Raw genomic sequence first — 16260 nt, 5'->3', positions numbered from 1 at the left:
TTTTTTTTAAACACCACTGCATTATACATTTTGACCGGGGGGGCCCTGGGGGGGCCGCGGGCGCACCATCCTTTGGCAACAGAAAGACATTGAATGGCCGCGGCCGGTTCCATGGTCAGTTCCGCTCCTGGACGCAGCGCGCTCGCCTGGGTAATGGCCGCGTGGGCGAGCTTCGTGCTCTTGCCTTGGTACAAGGTCGAAGGCGGCTTCCTGTCGTTCGACTGGCTGGCACAGCCGGCGGATGCGACACCGGCCATCATCCTGGCGCTCGGTGGCCGGCCCTGGCTGTTGCCGCTTGTCCTGCCGCTTCTGCTGGCGAGCAGGCTGGTGGCGCGCAATAACCCCAAGAGCCTTGCGGTTGCAGGCGCGGCGGGCCTGCTGTGGCTGGCCATCGAAGGCTTTTCCATCATCCATTCGGGCTGGGGATTTGGCTTGCTTACCCGGATCGCCGGCACGCCGGGACCGATGCAGCCGGGGCTTGGCTGGGGCGCGGCGCTCTATGCCGTGGCGATGCTGATGTTCATCGCCGAGGCGCTCGCCGCGCGGGGATGGTGCAAGGGCGACCGTTTCGTCGTCGGCTCGCTCTCAATCGTGATTGCTTCGCTGATCCTGTTCGTCGCCTATCCGCTGCTGTCGATCCTCACCTCGGCCATCAAGGACAATGACGGCAATGTCGTGCCGGCGCTGTTCGTCGAAAAGATCTTCAGCGCCAACATATGGAGCCTGCGCTGCCTCTATGGCGAGGGCTCCTGCGGCGTGGCGTGGAACACGGTGGCGATCGCAGTCCTCGTCGGCTTTTTCTGCACGGCGCTTGGGCTGGCTCTGGCGCTGATTGCGCTTCGCACCAAGCTGCCGGCCAAATGGCTGCTGCGCGGCCTGTCCATCCTGCCGATCATCACGCCGCCCTTCGTCATCGGCCTGGCGCTGATCCTGCTGTTCGGCCGCGCCGGCATCGTCACCAACCTCATGTCGGTGCATCTCGGCATTCCGCGCAGCCGCTGGATCTATGGCATGGCCGGCATCACCATCGCGCAGGTGCTGGCCTTCACGCCGATCGCGTTCCTGGTTCTGGTCGGCGTGCTGCAAGGGGTCAGCCCAAGCATGGAGGAAGCATCACAAACCCTGCGCGCCAGCCGCTGGCGCACGTTTCGCACCGTCACCTGGCCGTTGATCCGGCCGGGGCTGGCCAGCGCCTTCCTGATTTCGTTTATCGAGAGCATGGCCGATTTCGCCAATCCGCTGGTGCTGGGCGGAAACTTCAACGTGCTGTCGACCGACATCTTCTTTGCAGTGGTCGGTGCGGCGCACGACCAGGGCCGCGCGGCGGTGCTGGCGATCGTGCTGTTGATGTTCACGCTGGCAGCCTTCGTCATCCAGCGTCGCTGGATCGGCAGCCGCAGCTACGTCACCGTCGCAGGCAAGGGCGATGGCGGCGTACCGGCGACGCTGCCCAAGGCCTTGCGGATCGGCTGCTACGCCGCCGTCGTTCCGTGGCTGGTTCTGACCATCGTGGTCTACGGCATCATCCTGGGCGGCGGTTTCGTGCAATCGATCGGGCGCGACAACACGCCGACGCTCGAATATTTCCTCACCGCCTTTTCGATCGAGAAAGGCGTCAATGGCTGGTTTTTCAGCGGCTCGGCCTGGCCGTCGCTGCTGATGACCATCGGCCTGGCGCTGGTGGCCATGCCGTTCACCGCGGCGCTCGGCATCCTGACGGCCTATCTGCTCGACCGGCAGCGTTTCGCCGGGCGCACCATGTTCGAATTCCTGGCCATGATGAGCTTTGCCATTCCCGGCACGGTGATCGGCGTCAGCTATATCCTTGCCTTCAACGTGCCGCCGGTGCAATTGACCGGCACCGGGCTGATCATCGTCATCTCCTTCATCTTCCGCAACATGCCGGTGGCGATCCGTGCCGGGCTCGCCAATCTGGGCCAGATCGACAAGAGCCTGGACGAGGCATCGCTGACGCTTGGGGCGCGGTCTTTTGCTACCTTGCTGCGGGTGATCCTGCCGATCCTGAAGCCGGCGATCGTGACCGCGATGATCTACAGTTTCGTGCGCGCGGTGACGGCGGTCAGCGCCGTCATCTTCCTGGCGAGCGGCCGGTTCAATCTCGCCACGGTCTACATTGTCGGGCGCGCAGATGTCGGCGAATACGGCATCGCGATTGTCTATTCGGCGGTGATGATCGTTGTCATGATGGTCATCCTCATCGGCATCCAGCTGCTGGTCGGCGAACGCCGGCTCGGCCGGCGCCGGCCTGGGGCGGAAGCCGTGGTGGCAGCAATCTGATGGGGAGAAGCGGCGTGGATCAGACGGCGAAGAATGCTGTCCCGGTTGTCACGGACAGGCCGGCCGTGCGGTTCGAGGGCGTCACCAAGAAATACGGCGCGGTGATCGCCGTCGACAATGTCAGCTTCGACATCGCGCCGGCCAGCCTGGTGACGCTGCTCGGGCCCTCGGGTTGCGGCAAGACGACGACGCTCAGGCTGATCGCCGGGCTGGAACAGACCAGCACCGGGCGCATCCTGATCGACGACAAGGACGTCACCTTGCTGTCCGCCGCCGAGCGAGATGTCTCCATGGTGTTCCAGTCCTATGCGCTGTTCCCGCACATGAACGTGATGGAGAATGTCAGCTACGGCTTGCGGGCTATGGGGCTTGGCAAGGCGCAGGCAGCCGAGCGCGCCGCCGAAAAGCTGTCGCTTGTCGGCCTGTCCGGCTACGAGAAGCGCCAGCCGAGCGAATTGTCCGGCGGCCAGCAGCAGCGCGTCGCGGTGGCGCGAGCCATCGTACTGGAGCCGAAGGTGCTGCTGTTCGACGAGCCGCTGTCCAACCTCGACGCCAAGCTGCGCCGGCGGGTGCGCGACGAAATCCGCAGCCTGCAGCAAGATCTGGCGCTGACCATGGTCTATGTCACGCATGACCAGGAAGAGGCGCTCGCCGTCTCCGACCGCATCATCGTCATGAACGCCGCTCGCGTCGCCCAGGACGGTACGCCGCGCGACCTCTACAACGAGCCGACCAACCGTTTCATCGCCGACTTCATGGGCGACGCCAATCTGCTCGATGTCGAGGTGCTTTCCAGCAATGCGACCAGTGCCAGGGTCAAGGTCGGACCCTTGCTGCTCGACATGCCGGGTCGCGGTAACGCTCCGGGACCGGCGATGCTCGCTGTGCGCCCGAATGCGGTGCGAATCTTGCCCGGCCAGCCAGCGGGCACCATGAAGGGCCAGGTGGTCAAGAGCTCGTATCTCGGCGACCACATGGAGTACCGAATCGCGATCAGCGATCCGGCGGTCGAACTGTTCGCGACATCGCCTGATGTCACACCCGCCGTGGCGGAAGGGACGATGGTCGGGATCGATTTCGATCCGGCGAAGATCGTGCTGATCAAAGACAATTGAACACGCCGGGAAAGCACCTTCGAAAAAATCCAGCCTGAATGTCACACCGGCCGGTCTTGTCTCGTCATGATGTCGTACCCAACACAAGGACTGCAATCATGACCGCCAAAATTGACCTCTTCGCCGCCGCCCCTGCGCTGATCAAGCAGTGGCAGCGCGCATCGACCGAACTCTCTGTCGCCGCCGGGCTCGAGCACAGCCTCAACGAGCTGGTGAAGCTTCGGGCGTCGCAGATCAATGGCTGCGCCAACTGCATCAATCTGCATGCCACCGAAGCGCGCGAGAATGGCGAGACCGAGCAGCGCATCTATCTGCTGCCGGCCTGGCGCGAAGCGCCCTGCTACAGCGACCGCGAGCGTGCCGCGCTCGGCTGGACCGATGCGCTGACGCGCCTCTCGGAAGGACAGGACCGCGAAAGCGCCTATGATGATCTTAAGGCGCATTTCACCGAGGAGGAGCAGGTGAAGCTCACCGTTTTGATAAACATCATCAATGGCTGGAACCGCATCGCCGTTGGCTTCGGGCTCTACACCGACGCAGCAACGATACGCGCCAGCGCCAAGGCGGCCTGATGACGGCGACGGCACCCGACGACGCGGCAGCGGGCTTCGGCCCGCTGCGTCCGAAGCTGATGCGGGTCGCCTATCGCATGCTGGGCTCGGTGAGCGACGCCGAGGATGTCGTGCAGGATGCCTTCATCCGCTGGATGGGGACCGACCGCTCGCAGGTTCGCGAGCCAGAAGCGTTCCTGCGCCGCACGGTGACGCGGCTTTGCCTTGACCAGCTCAAATCCACGCGGCGCCAGCGCGAGACCTATATCGGCCCTTGGCTGCCCGAGCCGATCGTCGAAGAGGACGATCTTGAAGATGTCACCTTGCCGCTGATGTTGGCGCTGGAGCGGCTTTCGCCGCTCGAGCGGGCGGCCTTTCTCCTGCACGATGTGTTCGGGCTGGAATTCGAGGAGGTCGCGACCGCCATCGAGCGCGATTCAGCCGCCTGCCGCCAGCTTGCCGCTCGCGCACGGGGCCATGTCCGCCAGGCGCGGCCCCGCTTCAAGGTGGAGAAGCAGCGTGGCCTGGAGATCGCCGAAGCTTTTTTCGCGGCATCGCGCAGCGGCGACATGCAGGCGCTCGGCGCGCTGCTGACGGAAGATGTCAGCGCTCATGCCGATGGCGGCGGCAAGCGTCCGGCGGCTTTGGCGCCGGTGCTGGGCTTCGACGCCGTCATGAAGCAATACGCGCAAGTCGCGGCCTGGCTGCGCGACAATCGCTCGACGCTGGTGCGCATCGGCTTCGTCAACGGACTGCCGGGGTTCGTCACGCGGGAGGCCGATGGCGAACTGCAGACGACCGCGCTTGACATCGAGGACGGGAAGATCGCGGCCGTCTATGTCATGCGCAATCCCGACAAGCTCAGGCATCTGCGTTAGACCCGATTGAATCGGAGCGAAATACCGGTTCGGCCCGCCTCAAAAGCCGGCCCTTCCTGTGTGCGACCCGCAGGACGATGTCAGGGTCCTTTGCCGCTGCCGCCACCGACCTCTAGGATGCCTTCTCGCCGTCACGTGGCTGGATCAGGCTGCGCGCGGCGTCTGCTCCTGCCGCAAGGATGCGATCCGACAAATCCGTCCCCGCTGCCGCGCGGGCCAGCTGAAGTGTGCCTATGAGGGTCGCAAAGACGCCCAGGGCAACGCCTTCCGGATCCCTGGCCTGCGGAAGCGCTGCAGACAACTGGCGCACCAGAACCAGCAAGCGTTCGGTATAGACTTGTCGCGTTTCGAGCGGCTGACGCGCGAGTTCCGGCAACAGGGCGGCCGACGCGCAGCCGGCTCCCGGGTTGTCCCGGTGCTCAGCTGACAAATACGCCGCTATGCCCATCTCCGGGCCACCGGTGGTCAATACCTCCTGCAGTTGCTGCGACTGGCTCTCCAGTGCCGCTACGAGGCTTTCACGCACGAGCTCCGCCTTGGACTGGAAATGCGGATAGAAGGCTCCGTTCGTCAGTCCGGCGTCGCCCATGATCGCTGCCAATCCGGACGCGGCGATGCCGTCACCGCGAAAACGCTGGGCTGCGACCTCCACGATGCGATCGCGGGAGGCGTCCTTTCGGCCCTTTTCGTAGCGCATGGCGCTCTTCCTTTCTGCTATTGCATTATGGGTGTAATATGATATTACGATCATAATTCAATCAACGGCAAAAAGCTAGCCCTCATGTCTGTGGAGTATCAAATGAGTACCCTTTCGGGAAGAACCGCAGTCGTGACCGGAGCCTCCTCGGGCATCGGCCGCGCAAGTGCCGAGGCCTTGGCGCGGGCGGGGTATACCGTCTTCGGGACAAGCCGCAGCAAGGCTGGCAACGGCCCGGCGCAGGTGTCCATGCTGACCTGCGACGTGACCGACGGAGAGTCGGTCAGCGCCCTGGTTTCAACCGTGCTGGCCCAGACCGGCCGCATCGACCTCTTGGTCAACAATGCCGGTGTCGGCCTGCTTGGCGGCGCCGAGGAATCTTCGGTCGCACAGGTGCAGGCTCTGTTCGACGTCAATCTGTTCGGCGTCATGCGCATGACCAATGCGGTGTTGCCGTCGATGCGGCGCCGCGGCCAAGGGCGCATCGTCAACATCGGCTCGATTCTAGGATTGGTGCCCGCGCCATACTCAGCGCACTACTCGGCGGTCAAGCACGCGCTGGAGGGCTATTCGGAATCGCTCGATCATGAGGTTCGCGCCTTCAACATTCGCGTCTCGGTCATCGAGCCGGCATTCGTGCGCACCGTCTTCGACCAGAACGGCATCGAGCCGGATTCCCTGTTGAAGGACTACGATCAGGCGCGCGCCGGTCTCAAGGCGCTGCTTGCCGATGTGATGCCCAAAGCCGATCGGCCGGAAGTGGTGGCGGATGTGGTCGTCAAGGCAGCGACCGACGCCCGTCCGCGACGGCGCTATACCGCAGGGAAGGCAGCGCGCCAGGTCAGCCTGCTGCGCCGCTTCGCCCCCGCGGGGATGTTCGACAAGACCTTGCGCAAGCAGTTCCGCCTGCCGGTCTGAACAACGGTGGGACGGAGAATTTCACACACAAACGGCACACCAACGGACACTCTCAGAAAGTCACTGCCATGAAGGCATTCGTTGTCGATAAATATAGCAAGAAAGGCATTTTGCGGCTGGCCGAGATGCCGGAGCCGGAGCTGCTGGACAATGACGTCCTGGTCGAGGTCCATGCCGCCGGGGTGAACCTGCTGGATTCCAAAATCAGGACCGGCGAATTCAAATTCGTCCTTCCCTATCGCCGGCCCTTCATCCTCGGTCACGACGTTGCCGGGAGGGTTGTCAGGGTGGGCTCGAAAGTCCGCAAATTCAAACCCGGCGACGCCGTCTATGCGCGGCCGCGCGACGGCCGGATCGGGACATTCGCCGAATTCATCGCAATCGATGAAGCCGACGTGGCGCTGAAGCCGGCGAACCTCAGCATGGAAGAGGCGGCCTCGATCCCGCTGGTCGGTCTGACCGCCTGGCAGGCTCTCATCGAGAGGGCGGGTCTGAAGACAGGCCAGAAGATCTTCATCCAGGCTGGCTCCGGCGGCGTGGGGACATTCGCCATCCAGTTGGCAAAGCACCTCGGCGCGATCGTTGCGACAACAGCGGGCGCGGCAAGCAACGATCTGGTCAGGGATCTCGGCGCCGATGTCGTCGTCGACTACAGGAAGGACGACTTCGAGAAAATCCTGTCGGGCTACGACGTCGTCCTGAACAGCCAGGACGCCAAGACGCTTGAGAAATCCCTGACTGTGCTGAAACCGGGTGGGAAGCTCATCTCGATTTCCGGTCCTCCGGATCCCGAATTTGCCTGGAAACAGGGACTGAACGTGGTGCTAAGTCTGCTGCTGCGGCTGCTGAGCCGTGGTATCAGGACCAAAGCCAAGCGCCGGGGCGTGGGATTTTCGTTCCTGTTCATGTCGGCGCAAGGTGAGCAGCTGAGCAAAATCACGTCCCTCATCGAAGATGGGGCGATTCGCCCGGTCGTCGACAGGGTCTTTCCTTTTGAAGTGACCAATGAGGCGCTGGCTTACGTCGAAACAGGACGCGCCAAGGGCAAGGTCGTCGTCAAGGTCAGATAGCGCGCCCAGTTGCTTTGGGGCATTTGAGAGACACCAAGCAAGGCAGCGCAAGGCCGACAAATTCCGAAAACGGTTCGGCATCCGATTGCCCAAACCTCAGTTGTTGCGGACTGCCACGAAGCTTGCCGCTGCCTTCAGCAAGGCTGCCTGTTCACCGTAAGGCTCAAGCAATTCATGGGCCTGCTTGACCAGCCCATGGAGCTGGCTGCGCGCCCAGTTCGCGCCATGCAGCGCGACCAGCGTCGCCTTGCCGGCGGCTGCGTCCTTGCCGGTCGCCTTGCCCATCTGGCTGGCATCGGCGGTCAGGTCGAGCAGGTCGTCGGCAAGCTGGAAGGCAAGCCCGACCGCCGAGCCGAATTCGGCCAGCCGGTCGCGGTCCTGCGGTGCGGCGCCGGCAATGATCGCGCCGGCTTCGCAGGCGAAGCGGATCAGCGCGCCGGTTTTCATCGCCTGCAGCCGGATAATGCCGGCTTCGTCCGGCCTGTTGCGCTCGGCTTCGAGATCGAGCGTCTGCCCGCCGACCATGCCCCCAGTGCCGGCCGCGCGCGCCAGCGCCAGCACCAGTGCCGCCCTGCGCTCCTCCGGCAGCGCCGTCGCCTCATCGGCGAGGACATCGAAGGCAAGCGTCAGAAGCGCATCGCCGGCAAGTATGGCGGTGGCTTCATCGAAGGCCTTGTGCACGGTCGGCTGGCCGCGGCGCAGATCGTCGTCGTCCATGGCAGGCAGATCGTCATGGATCAGCGAATAGCAATGCACGCATTCGAGCGCTGTCGCCACGCGAAGCGACGCCTCGCCATCGGCGCCGAAAAGGGCGGCACTTTCCATGACCAGGAAGGGGCGCAGCCGCTTGCCGCCGTTCAGCACGCCATGGCGCATGGCCGCCATCAGACGCTCCGGCCGGGCGATCTCGCCGGCAAGCGTGCGGCCGTCGAGCAGCAGCCTGAGCCCGGCCTCGATCGCCGCCGCCCGCCCCAGAAGTGCGGCCTCAAAGGCCAATTGCTCGTCTTTCGTCATGGCCGGGAGCGGTAGCCGACACTCAGACGTTGCGCAAGAAGCCTCGCGCCATTATGCCGGAGGCGGGAGAATGGCGCGGGTGGGGCGGCTTGACGGAACCGATCGTCGATCATGAAACCGAAGGGTTTGAGATGGCGCGACCGAGGCGCGTGAACCGCGCCGGTCTGAAGCGCCTGGCACGGCGTTGCCTGGTCGTCGCCGCCGTGTTGGCGGCGATACCCGTTGGGCTGACCTTCCTCTATCTGCCGTCCTTCGTGCATCCGATATCGACCTTGATGGTCAAAGACCTCGCGACATTTTCCGGCTACGACCGGCGCTGGGTGTCGATCGACGATGTGTCGCCGGTGCTGGCCAATTCGGTGATCATGTCGGAGGACGGTCAGTTCTGCTTCCATCGCGGCATCGATCTTGGCGAATTGCGCGGCGTCGTCGACGATGCGCTGGCCGGCGTGGCGCCGCGCGGCGCCTCGACAATCACCATGCAGACGGTGAAGAACCTTTTCCTGTGGTCGCGGCCGCTGGGCTCGGTGCGCAAGGTGGTCGAACTGCCGCTGGCCGTCTATTTCGACGCGGTGATGTCGAAACGGCGGATCATGGAGATCTACCTCAACATCGCCGAATGGGGGCCGGGCGTTTACGGCATCGAGGCGGCGGCCCAGCATCATTTCGGCGTTTCGGCCAAGCAGCTGTCGCGGCGGCAGGCGGCTTTGCTCGCCGTCTCGTTGCCCAATCCGATCGCCCGCAATCCGGCCAAGCCCGGTCCGGGTCTGCGGCGGCTGGCGTCGCTGATCGAACGCCGCGCCGGCCGTTCGGGCGCGTATGTCGGTTGTCTTGATTAGGTCGAACCGCTGCCGGCTCAAAAAAAATCGCCACGGTGCTGGCCAAAACGGCGCAGGGCGTGTATAGGCACCCGACTTTCTCAGATTATGGCCCTGACGCGGCCCTTTCACGAGGGCTATCGGGGCATTTTGACCATGTAGTGGAGCATATCCATGGCCGTTCCGAAACGAAAAACCTCTCCGTCCAAGCGCGGCATGCGCCGCTCGGCCGACGCTCTCAAGGCCCCGACCTATGTCGAGGACAAGAATTCCGGCGAAATGCGCCGCCCGCACCATATCGACCTGAAGACCGGCATGTATCGCGGTCGCCAGGTGCTGACGCCCAAGGAAAGCTGAGACCAGCTTTCGAAGGGTTTGAATGCCAAAAGAACCGGCCATTGGCCGGTTTTTTTGCGTTTGGTGCGCGTCGCGCCGCCAACTATGCCAAAGACCGGGCGTCCGTGGCGATACAAGCTGCGGCGGCGGTGCTGTATTGAGTGATGCCTTGTCGCGGCGCTTCCGCGCGATGATCGGCCGGCTTCAGAGGGACCGCATGACCAAGCTCACCACAGCACCGCGCGATATCTTCCAGACCTTCATGAACTTCCCGCTGGTCGAGGACCTCGATGCGCTGAAGGCGGATGTCGCCATCATCGGCATGCCTTACGGCAGTCCCTACACGATCGACGAGTTGGTCAACGACCAGACCAACGCGCCGACGGCGGTGCGGCGCGCCTCGCAGCGCATCAGCCTCGGGCTCGACCGCTATGATTTCGACATTGGCGGAACCCTGTTTGACGGGCAGGACGTCAAGGTGGTCGATGTCGGCGATGTCCCCGGCGATGCCGCCGGCGGCCACTACAGGTTGGCCGAAGCGGCGATCCGAAAGATCCGCGTCGCCGGCGCCTTGCCGATCACCATTGGCGGCGATCACGGCATTCCGATCCCGATCCTGCGGGCGCTTGACGGCGAAGGGCCGATCACCCTGGTTCAGATCGATGCCCATCTCGACTGGCGCGACAATGTCAACGGGGTCAGGGAAGGCTATTCCAGCCCCATCCGCCGCGCTTCGGAGATGGCGCATATAGCCGGGATTTTCCAGCTCGGCATCCGCGGCCAGGGCAGCGCCCGGCTCGAGGAGGTCGAGGCGGCCCGCGCCTACGGCTCCAACATCGTCACCGCCAATGAATGGCAGGATATCGGTACGGCGGCGCTGCTCAAGCGCATCCCGGACCGTGGCCGCTATTACCTGACCATCGATGCCGACGGTCTCGATCCCGCTGTCATGCCGGCGGTCGAAGGCCCGGCGCCTGGCGGCATCAGCTACCGGCAGACGATCGAACTGATCAAGGGGCTGTTCGCCAAGGGACGTGTCGTCGGCATCGACATCGTCGAGATCGCGCCGGCGCGCGACGTCAACGAGATCACCTCGATGACCGCCGGCCTTTTCATCCTCAACGCTATCGGCGCCGCCGTGCGGACAGGCCAGTTCAAGCGCTGAATCCCGGCGTGTCGGTGGTCAGCCGGGGCAACTGTGGCTGACAGGGTTGTTTCGCGCGGTCTTTTTCCGTGTTTGCGGGCGCTAGCGAAAAATCTTGACGGCGTGCCTGCGGGGCATTCTACAGAAGGTGCCCCCATTGTTTAGGCAATTCCTTGGGAAACCGCTTTCCTGGAATTGCTAGAGGAGACGCCTGATGTTCGGTGCCATCCCGCTGCTGATCGTGCCCTTCGTGGCCTACAATCTCGGACTCCTCGGAATATTCGGCAGCGGCGACGATCCGTGGGCGACCGAGATCTTCTCGTTCAGCATGATGTCGGGCGGGGTGTTCTCGATGACGCTCGGCGACCTGATGGTGGTGATCGGGCTGATCTTCCTGTTCCTCGAAATGGTGAAGTCGGTGCGCACCACGAACGCCTCGATCATGGACCATCTGTTGTCGACGCTGGTCTTCGTGGCGTTCCTGGTCGAGTTCCTGCTGGTGAAGGGCGCGGCGCACTCCGTCTTCTTCACGCTGATGGTGATCGCCCTGTTCGATGTGCTGGCCGGGTTTTCGGTGTCGATGCGGTCGGCGAGTAGAGACATAAATTTGAACTAGCCGCCTTCGTTGGATGGTCGCATCCGTTCGCGATTGGCGTGGCTGCTCTTTCTGGTCGTCATCCCGGGGTCTGCGCCGCGTAGCTTCGCTCCTGCTTCGCCCTGGGATGACGAAGCTCCCCCTCAGCCCGGATCGGCAGTGAAGCCGGCGGCTTCGATGCCGGCGATGGCGGCGGCTTCGTCATTGTCCGACGTATCTCCCGAAATTCCGACGGCGCCGATGACGGCGCCTGCCTTGTCGCGGATCAGCACGCCGCCGACGACTGGCAACACGCGTCCACCCGAGACGTCGGAAATGCCGGCGACGAGATGCGGCCGCTCCTTGGCGAAAGCCTCGACACGGCGCGAGCCCATCCCGATGGCGAGCGCGCCATAGGCCTTGCCGGCCGACATTTGCGGGCGCAGGAACGAGGCTCCGTCCTGACGCTGGAAGGCGACGAGATGCGCGCCGGCGTCCAGCACGGAAACGCCGAGCGGCTTGAGCTTCAGCTCGGCGCCCTTGGCGAAGGCGGCGTCGATGATGTGCTTGGCTTTTTCGAGGGTCAGTGCGGTCATGGCTGTCTCCTGATCAAAACGCGTCAATCATCGCCTGACATGCGGGATGCGAAATCCCGGTTGCGGTTGAAATTGCTTCGCGTGGGAAAGCGGAAATGGCGGGCATTGCTGATCGTGGCACATGGCGGATACGATCCGCCGGCATCCAGATCGGGCGTCGATGAAGAAGGCCGCGCTATTTTTTCTTGGCTCGGGGCGCTTTCTTGACCGGAACGGCAGGGGCGTTGGCGAGGTCTTCCGCTTCCTTGGCAAGGCGCAATGCCCGGAGCTTGTTGGTCTTGGCCTGGCGGGCGTCGGCCTCGGCGACATACTCCGCCATCGCCTTTTGCCGCACCGTGGCTGCCTCTTCCTGCTTCTTGAAACGCATATCCGCCCGGGCGCGGGCAGTATCCTTAGAGTTCTCGACCAAGAGCGTTATCCAATCCCGTAAATTATGTTTTTCAGCCCCTTGATAGCAGAGCCGGCCTGATAATGGGGAAATAAGTTGGTCAAGCGGCGGGGGCCTCGATGCCGCTCGACGCCTTGCGGGCGACCACCGCCTCATATCCGGCCTGCAATGTAGCGCGGACGGAAGGCCGCGCGGGTGTGGCGACAGGCGTGCCCAGATGGTCGTGGCGCAACTCGTCCATGAACTGCTCCCACATTGGCGGTCCGCCTTTCTCCAGCAGCTCGGCCCGGATCGAAAGCTCCTCGCTCACCGGCAGCCAGACGCGGCCCCAAGCGCCGAGATGCGCCATGATCGGCACCAGCGTGATGGCCATCTCGGTCAGGCTGTAGATCGCCTTCTGCTTGTGCGAGGGGTCGTCGGCCTTGGTCAGCATGCCGAGTTCCATCAGCCGCTTCAGCCGGTCGGCCAGGATATTGGAAGCGATGCCCTCGATCGAGCCGTTGAGCAGTTCGCGAAAGTGGCGTTTGCCGCCAAAAATCATGTCGCGCAGGATGATCAGGCTCCAGCGATCGCCGAACACTTCCAGCGACAGATTGATAGGGCATCCCGAGCGGTGTTCGGTTTTCATCCGACTCTCCTCAAAAACCAGTTGCATTAGCGTATCAGTTTTATTATCGTGCAACCGATTGCAAAACGCAATCAGTTTGATTGGCCTTTGATTGGCCCATGCGAGGAGAGTCCCATGACACGGGCAGCAGCACCCGAAATCGTCTCCCAGACGTTTGGGGATCCCGTCGATCCAACCGTTCTGCTGATCATGGGCGCCATGGCCTCGATGCTGTGGGGGCCGGAGGCGCTCTGCAAAAAACTCGCCGGCGAGGGCCGTTTCGTGATCCGCTACGACAATCGCGATACCGGCCTGTCGACCAAATATGCGCCGGGCGAGCCGCCGTATACCTTCGACGACATGGCGGACGATGCGGTGCGCGTCCTCGACGGTTGCGGCATCGGCAAGGCGCATGTGGTCGGGATGTCGATGGGCGGCATGATCGCGCAACGACTGGTGTTGAAACATCCCTCGCGTGTCATCACACTGACGGTGATCAGCAGTTCGCCGGTGGGGATCGATACATCGCACCTGCCGGGGACGACCGAGGCCTATATGGAGCACTCGGCCGATGGCGCCAAGGTCGATTGGTCGGACCGCGACCAGGTGATCGGCTTCGTCGTCAAGGATGCGCGTGCGATCGCCAGCACCGCGCATCCCTTCGACGAGAAGGCGATGCGCGCGTTCGTCCAACAGGACTACGACCGATCCGGCGGCTTCCTGAGCGCGACTAACCATTTCATGCTGAAGGGCGGCGAGGATCTGAAAGGACGCCTGCGCGAGATCAAGGTTCCGCTGCTCGTCATTCACGGGACATCGGATCCGATCTTTCCGGTCGACCATGGCGCAGCCCTTGCCGACGCTGTTGCCGGCGGGCGGCTTGTCCGCATCGAAGGCGGTGGCCACGAACTGCATCCCGACGACTGGGGCACGATCGTCGCCGCCATCGTGGCGCATACCAAACCCTGAAGGCAGTCTGGAACCTTGACACATTCGCCTCACGGAAATAGTTAAGTAAATGCTTCAGTGTTGGCGCTGGCTGGCACCGCTCCAGCATCGACGAACCGCAAACAGACGAGCAAAAAATGTCCCTGACCTTCCATTTCCATCCGCTGGCATCGTTCTGCTGGAAACCGCTGATAGCGTTTTACGAGAACGATACGCCCTTCACGCCGGTTATCGTCGACCTCGGCGATGAGCAGTCGCGGGCAGCGTTCCTGAAGGTGTCCCCGACCGGCAAGATGCCGGCGCTGCGTGACGATGCACGCAACCGCACGGTGCTGGAATCGACCATCGTCATCGAATATCTGGCGGCGCATTATCCCGGGCCGGTCGAGCTCATCCCGGCCGAGGCCGACCTTGCCCTCCAGGTCCGCCAGGCCGACCGTTTCTACGATTTCTACGTGCAGGCGCCGATGCAGAAGATCGTCGGCGACAGGTTGCGCCCGCAGGACAAGACCGATCCGTTCGGGGTCGATGAGGCGCGCGCGCAACTGCGCAACGCCTATGCGATCATCGAGGAGGAGATGCGCTCGAAACTCTGGGCGGCCGGGCCTACCTTCACCATGGCCGACTGCGCGGCCTCGCCGGCGCTGTTCTACGCCAACAAGGTCGAGCCATTCGGCGACAGCTATCCGGCCGTGAAACACTACCACGACCGCCTGCTCAAGCGGCCGTCCTTCGCCCGGGTGGTCGAGGAGGCGCAGCCCTACTTCAAGTTCTTTCCCTACAATAACGGCTGATCGCGATGCTGCACGATCCCGCCCAGTTCGACCTGATGTTCCAGGCGCTCGCAGACCCGGCCAGGCGCAGCATGGTCGAACGGCTGTCGCGTGGGCCGGCCTCGGTCAGCCAGTTGGCCGAACCGCTGGCGATGTCGCTGTCGGCCGTCGTCCAGCATCTCAACGTGCTCGAAGCAAGCGGGCTGGTGCGCTCGGAAAAGCTCGGCCGTGTGCGCACCTGCCAGATCGCGCCGCAGGCGCTGCGCAGCGCAGAACACTGGATCAACGAACGGCGGCTGACATGGGAGCGTCGGCTCGACCGACTCGGCGATTTTCTCGCCGAGACCGAATGACCTGAAGCAGAGGAGAAATGACCATGCCCGGCAAAAGCAGAGCGGAGTTGATCCGCGGCTATTTTTCCGCCTACCAGGCGAATAACAAGCCTGCCGTCGCGGCGGTGCTCGCCAACGATTTCACCTTCACCAGCCCCTATGACGACGCCATCGACCGTGCGACCTATTTCGAGCGCTGCTGGCCGGACAGCCCGGCCTTCAGCTCGATCGTCATCGAGCGGATATGCGAGGACGAGGACGCCGCCTTTGTCCTCTATCGCTGCGAGACGGCGGACGGAAAGACCTTCCGCAACACCGAACTGCATCTGTTCCATGGCGACAGGTTGCGCGCCGTCGAAGTCTATTTCGGCGCGTCCTATCGCGACGGCGTCTTCGTCGCGCAGAAACCATCAAGCTGACCAAGAGGACCCGACCATGGCCGAACGATCCGTCGTCCACTCCACCTTCGTCCTCGAGCGCCTCTATCCAGTTGCGCCGGCGAAAGTCTATTTCGCGCTCAGCGATCCGGCCGCCAAGCGGCGCTGGTTCGCCGACCCCGACAACCCGATGACCCACAGGCACGAAATGGATTTTTGCGTCGGCGGCCAGGAGGTCAATGCCGGCGGGCCGAAGAACGGGCCGATCCACACCTATACCGCCACCTATCAGGACATCGTGCCCAACCAGCGCATCGTCTACAGCTACGACATGCTGTTCGGTGATGTCAGAATCTCGGTTTCGCTGGCGACAATTGAGCTTCGCCCGGAAGGCACGGGCACGCGTCTGGTGCTCACCGAGCAGGGCGCGTTTCTCGATGGGCACGACACACCGTCATCGCGCGAGCATGGTACCCGATTCCTGCTCGATGCGCTGGGCAAGGCGCTGGCAACGGACACTTGAAAGCCAGGGAGGCGAGCTGGAATCTCGGCCTATGCTTCCCAGAACTGATCAAGCCAAATATTGAGCTTGAGGAAGCCGGCACTGCTGACTGTATAGACGCGCCTCGTGCCCTCGGCCCTGGCCTGAACCAGACCGGCGTCCAGCAACACTTTCAAGTGCTGGGACACGGCCGGGCGGGAGACTGGAAGGCCCGAAGCCAGCTCGTTGACGGTTTTCGGGCCACGCCGGAGCTCTTCCAGAAGATAGCGCCGGTTGGGGTCGGCAATCGCCATGAAGGCGTCAGAAAAGATCATGCCTATACTT

Annotated in this window: 21 protein-coding genes; 15 read left to right on the top strand and 6 right to left on the bottom strand. The window is 63.4% G+C overall.

Annotation, left to right across the window (positions count from 1 at the left end; translation table 11 throughout):
- Window positions 1-93 precede the first annotated feature (93 nt).
- The 4 genes from NKI06_RS23610 (at window position 94) to NKI06_RS23595 (ending at window position 4842) form a co-directional block, all read left to right on the top strand.
- On the top strand, window positions 94-2298 hold the full coding sequence (locus tag NKI06_RS23610; RefSeq protein ID WP_023698486.1) for an ABC transporter permease: 2205 nt from the start codon (window positions 94-96) through the stop codon (window positions 2296-2298).
- 14 nt (window positions 2299-2312) lie between these two features.
- On the top strand, window positions 2313-3413 hold the full coding sequence (locus tag NKI06_RS23605; protein WP_352987398.1) for an ABC transporter ATP-binding protein: 1101 nt from the start codon (window positions 2313-2315) through the stop codon (window positions 3411-3413).
- 98 nt (window positions 3414-3511) lie between these two features.
- Window positions 3512-3985 carry a carboxymuconolactone decarboxylase family protein gene (locus tag NKI06_RS23600; protein WP_023673089.1) on the top strand — a complete coding sequence of 158 codons (474 nt, stop codon included), beginning with the start codon at window positions 3512-3514 and terminating at the stop codon, window positions 3983-3985.
- Window positions 3985-4842 carry a sigma-70 family RNA polymerase sigma factor gene (locus NKI06_RS23595; RefSeq protein ID WP_352459715.1) on the top strand — a complete coding sequence of 286 codons (858 nt, stop codon included), beginning with the start codon at window positions 3985-3987 and terminating at the stop codon, window positions 4840-4842. The genes NKI06_RS23600 and NKI06_RS23595 overlap by 1 nt, the downstream gene beginning before the upstream one ends.
- Before the next feature lie 112 nt (window positions 4843-4954).
- Here NKI06_RS23595 and NKI06_RS23590 read toward each other — a convergent pair whose 3' ends face one another.
- Entirely contained in the window at window positions 4955-5539 is a 585-nt protein-coding gene (locus NKI06_RS23590) for a TetR/AcrR family transcriptional regulator (RefSeq protein ID WP_352987397.1), read from the bottom strand.
- A gap of 102 nt (window positions 5540-5641) precedes the next feature.
- Here NKI06_RS23590 and NKI06_RS23585 point away from each other — a divergent pair, with 102 nt between their 5' ends.
- Together NKI06_RS23585 and NKI06_RS23580 are read left to right on the top strand one after the other, a co-directional pair.
- A complete protein-coding gene (locus NKI06_RS23585) occupies window positions 5642-6457 on the top strand; it encodes an oxidoreductase (RefSeq protein WP_352741129.1) in 816 nt (271 codons plus the stop codon).
- Window positions 6458-6525: 68 nt separating this feature from the next.
- A complete protein-coding gene (locus tag NKI06_RS23580) occupies window positions 6526-7527 on the top strand; it encodes an NADP-dependent oxidoreductase (protein WP_352987396.1) in 1002 nt (333 codons plus the stop codon).
- Between the two features lie 96 nt (window positions 7528-7623).
- On the opposite strand, the gene NKI06_RS23575 is transcribed toward NKI06_RS23580, so the two are convergent.
- Window positions 7624-8541, bottom strand: coding sequence for a polyprenyl synthetase family protein (locus NKI06_RS23575; protein WP_352987395.1), 918 nt, complete (start codon window positions 8539-8541; stop codon window positions 7624-7626).
- A gap of 131 nt (window positions 8542-8672) precedes the next feature.
- On the opposite strand from NKI06_RS23575, the gene NKI06_RS23570 reads away from it, so the two are divergent.
- The 4 genes from NKI06_RS23570 (at window position 8673) to NKI06_RS23555 (ending at window position 11455) form a co-directional block, all read left to right on the top strand.
- The gene (locus tag NKI06_RS23570) at window positions 8673-9380 is read left to right on the top strand and encodes a biosynthetic peptidoglycan transglycosylase (RefSeq protein ID WP_352987399.1); all 708 of its coding nucleotides are present in this window, start codon (window positions 8673-8675) and stop codon (window positions 9378-9380) included.
- Window positions 9381-9533: 153 nt separating this feature from the next.
- Window positions 9534-9716: a 50S ribosomal protein L32 gene (gene rpmF / locus NKI06_RS23565; protein WP_008834724.1), complete on the top strand. Its 183-nt coding sequence runs from the start codon at window positions 9534-9536 to the stop codon at window positions 9714-9716.
- Between the two features lie 196 nt (window positions 9717-9912).
- Window positions 9913-10860: an agmatinase gene (locus NKI06_RS23560; protein ID WP_023733045.1), complete on the top strand. Its 948-nt coding sequence runs from the start codon at window positions 9913-9915 to the stop codon at window positions 10858-10860.
- A 193-nt stretch (window positions 10861-11053) separates the two neighbouring features.
- Window positions 11054-11455, top strand: a complete 402-nt coding sequence (locus tag NKI06_RS23555; protein WP_023670154.1) for a hypothetical protein — start codon at window positions 11054-11056, stop codon at window positions 11453-11455.
- A gap of 122 nt (window positions 11456-11577) precedes the next feature.
- On the opposite strand, the gene NKI06_RS23550 is transcribed toward NKI06_RS23555, so the two are convergent.
- From NKI06_RS23550 to NKI06_RS23540, 3 genes are all read right to left on the bottom strand, one after another.
- A complete protein-coding gene (locus tag NKI06_RS23550) occupies window positions 11578-12009 on the bottom strand; it encodes a GlcG/HbpS family heme-binding protein (RefSeq protein WP_023690074.1) in 432 nt (143 codons plus the stop codon).
- 175 nt (window positions 12010-12184) lie between these two features.
- On the bottom strand, window positions 12185-12418 hold the full coding sequence (locus NKI06_RS23545; protein ID WP_023684002.1) for a hypothetical protein: 234 nt from the start codon (window positions 12416-12418) through the stop codon (window positions 12185-12187).
- A gap of 79 nt (window positions 12419-12497) precedes the next feature.
- Window positions 12498-13025 carry a winged helix-turn-helix transcriptional regulator gene (locus NKI06_RS23540; protein WP_023754138.1) on the bottom strand — a complete coding sequence of 176 codons (528 nt, stop codon included), beginning with the start codon at window positions 13023-13025 and terminating at the stop codon, window positions 12498-12500.
- A 114-nt stretch (window positions 13026-13139) separates the two neighbouring features.
- On the opposite strand from NKI06_RS23540, the gene NKI06_RS23535 reads away from it, so the two are divergent.
- The 5 genes from NKI06_RS23535 (at window position 13140) to NKI06_RS23515 (ending at window position 15957) form a co-directional block, all read left to right on the top strand.
- Window positions 13140-13973 carry an alpha/beta fold hydrolase gene (locus tag NKI06_RS23535; protein ID WP_352840773.1) on the top strand — a complete coding sequence of 278 codons (834 nt, stop codon included), beginning with the start codon at window positions 13140-13142 and terminating at the stop codon, window positions 13971-13973.
- Between the two features lie 116 nt (window positions 13974-14089).
- Window positions 14090-14746: a glutathione S-transferase family protein gene (locus NKI06_RS23530; RefSeq protein WP_023690076.1), complete on the top strand. Its 657-nt coding sequence runs from the start codon at window positions 14090-14092 to the stop codon at window positions 14744-14746.
- A 5-nt stretch (window positions 14747-14751) separates the two neighbouring features.
- A complete protein-coding gene (locus tag NKI06_RS23525) occupies window positions 14752-15078 on the top strand; it encodes an ArsR/SmtB family transcription factor (protein ID WP_031197100.1) in 327 nt (108 codons plus the stop codon).
- Between the two features lie 23 nt (window positions 15079-15101).
- The gene (locus NKI06_RS23520) at window positions 15102-15476 is read left to right on the top strand and encodes a nuclear transport factor 2 family protein (protein ID WP_032904808.1); all 375 of its coding nucleotides are present in this window, start codon (window positions 15102-15104) and stop codon (window positions 15474-15476) included.
- A gap of 16 nt (window positions 15477-15492) precedes the next feature.
- Entirely contained in the window at window positions 15493-15957 is a 465-nt protein-coding gene (locus NKI06_RS23515; RefSeq protein WP_023690078.1) for an SRPBCC family protein, read from the top strand.
- 29 nt (window positions 15958-15986) lie between these two features.
- On the opposite strand, the gene NKI06_RS23510 is transcribed toward NKI06_RS23515, so the two are convergent.
- Complete coding sequence (locus NKI06_RS23510; protein ID WP_023690079.1) at window positions 15987-16250, bottom strand: ArsR/SmtB family transcription factor; 264 nt, start codon at window positions 16248-16250, stop codon at window positions 15987-15989.
- Between the last annotated feature and the right edge of the window lie 10 nt (window positions 16251-16260).

The sequence above is a fragment of the Mesorhizobium sp. M0772 genome (genome assembly GCF_040320135.1).
GTDB lineage: Bacteria > Pseudomonadota > Alphaproteobacteria > Rhizobiales > Rhizobiaceae > Mesorhizobium.
The sequence above is the reverse complement of the archived record's forward strand: the minus strand, read 5'-3'. Positions and strand labels throughout refer to the sequence as shown.

Excerpts from the sequence above, each read along its gene's own strand:
- NKI06_RS23610 (WP_023698486.1), top strand. The coding sequence starts at position 94 with ATGGCCGCGGCCGGTTCCATGGTCAGTTCCGCTCCTGGACGCAGCGCG.
- NKI06_RS23600 (WP_023673089.1), top strand. The coding sequence starts at position 3,512 with ATGACCGCCAAAATTGACCTCTTCGCCGCCGCCCCTGCGCTGATCAAG.
- NKI06_RS23595 (WP_352459715.1), top strand. The coding sequence starts at position 3,985 with ATGACGGCGACGGCACCCGACGACGCGGCAGCGGGCTTCGGCCCGCTG.
- NKI06_RS23590 (WP_352987397.1), bottom strand. The coding sequence starts at position 5,539 with ATGCGCTACGAAAAGGGCCGAAAGGACGCCTCCCGCGATCGCATCGTG.
- NKI06_RS23585 (WP_352741129.1), top strand. The coding sequence starts at position 5,642 with ATGAGTACCCTTTCGGGAAGAACCGCAGTCGTGACCGGAGCCTCCTCG.
- NKI06_RS23580 (WP_352987396.1), top strand. The coding sequence starts at position 6,526 with ATGAAGGCATTCGTTGTCGATAAATATAGCAAGAAAGGCATTTTGCGG.
- NKI06_RS23575 (WP_352987395.1), bottom strand. The coding sequence starts at position 8,541 with ATGACGAAAGACGAGCAATTGGCCTTTGAGGCCGCACTTCTGGGGCGG.
- NKI06_RS23570 (WP_352987399.1), top strand. The coding sequence starts at position 8,673 with ATGGCGCGACCGAGGCGCGTGAACCGCGCCGGTCTGAAGCGCCTGGCA.
- rpmF (WP_008834724.1), top strand. The coding sequence starts at position 9,534 with ATGGCCGTTCCGAAACGAAAAACCTCTCCGTCCAAGCGCGGCATGCGC.
- NKI06_RS23560 (WP_023733045.1), top strand. The coding sequence starts at position 9,913 with ATGACCAAGCTCACCACAGCACCGCGCGATATCTTCCAGACCTTCATG.
- NKI06_RS23555 (WP_023670154.1), top strand. The coding sequence starts at position 11,054 with ATGTTCGGTGCCATCCCGCTGCTGATCGTGCCCTTCGTGGCCTACAAT.
- NKI06_RS23550 (WP_023690074.1), bottom strand. The coding sequence starts at position 12,009 with ATGACCGCACTGACCCTCGAAAAAGCCAAGCACATCATCGACGCCGCC.
- NKI06_RS23540 (WP_023754138.1), bottom strand. The coding sequence starts at position 13,025 with ATGAAAACCGAACACCGCTCGGGATGCCCTATCAATCTGTCGCTGGAA.
- NKI06_RS23535 (WP_352840773.1), top strand. The coding sequence starts at position 13,140 with ATGACACGGGCAGCAGCACCCGAAATCGTCTCCCAGACGTTTGGGGAT.
- NKI06_RS23530 (WP_023690076.1), top strand. The coding sequence starts at position 14,090 with ATGTCCCTGACCTTCCATTTCCATCCGCTGGCATCGTTCTGCTGGAAA.
- NKI06_RS23525 (WP_031197100.1), top strand. The coding sequence starts at position 14,752 with ATGCTGCACGATCCCGCCCAGTTCGACCTGATGTTCCAGGCGCTCGCA.
- NKI06_RS23520 (WP_032904808.1), top strand. The coding sequence starts at position 15,102 with ATGCCCGGCAAAAGCAGAGCGGAGTTGATCCGCGGCTATTTTTCCGCC.
- NKI06_RS23515 (WP_023690078.1), top strand. The coding sequence starts at position 15,493 with ATGGCCGAACGATCCGTCGTCCACTCCACCTTCGTCCTCGAGCGCCTC.
- NKI06_RS23510 (WP_023690079.1), bottom strand. The coding sequence starts at position 16,250 with ATGATCTTTTCTGACGCCTTCATGGCGATTGCCGACCCCAACCGGCGC.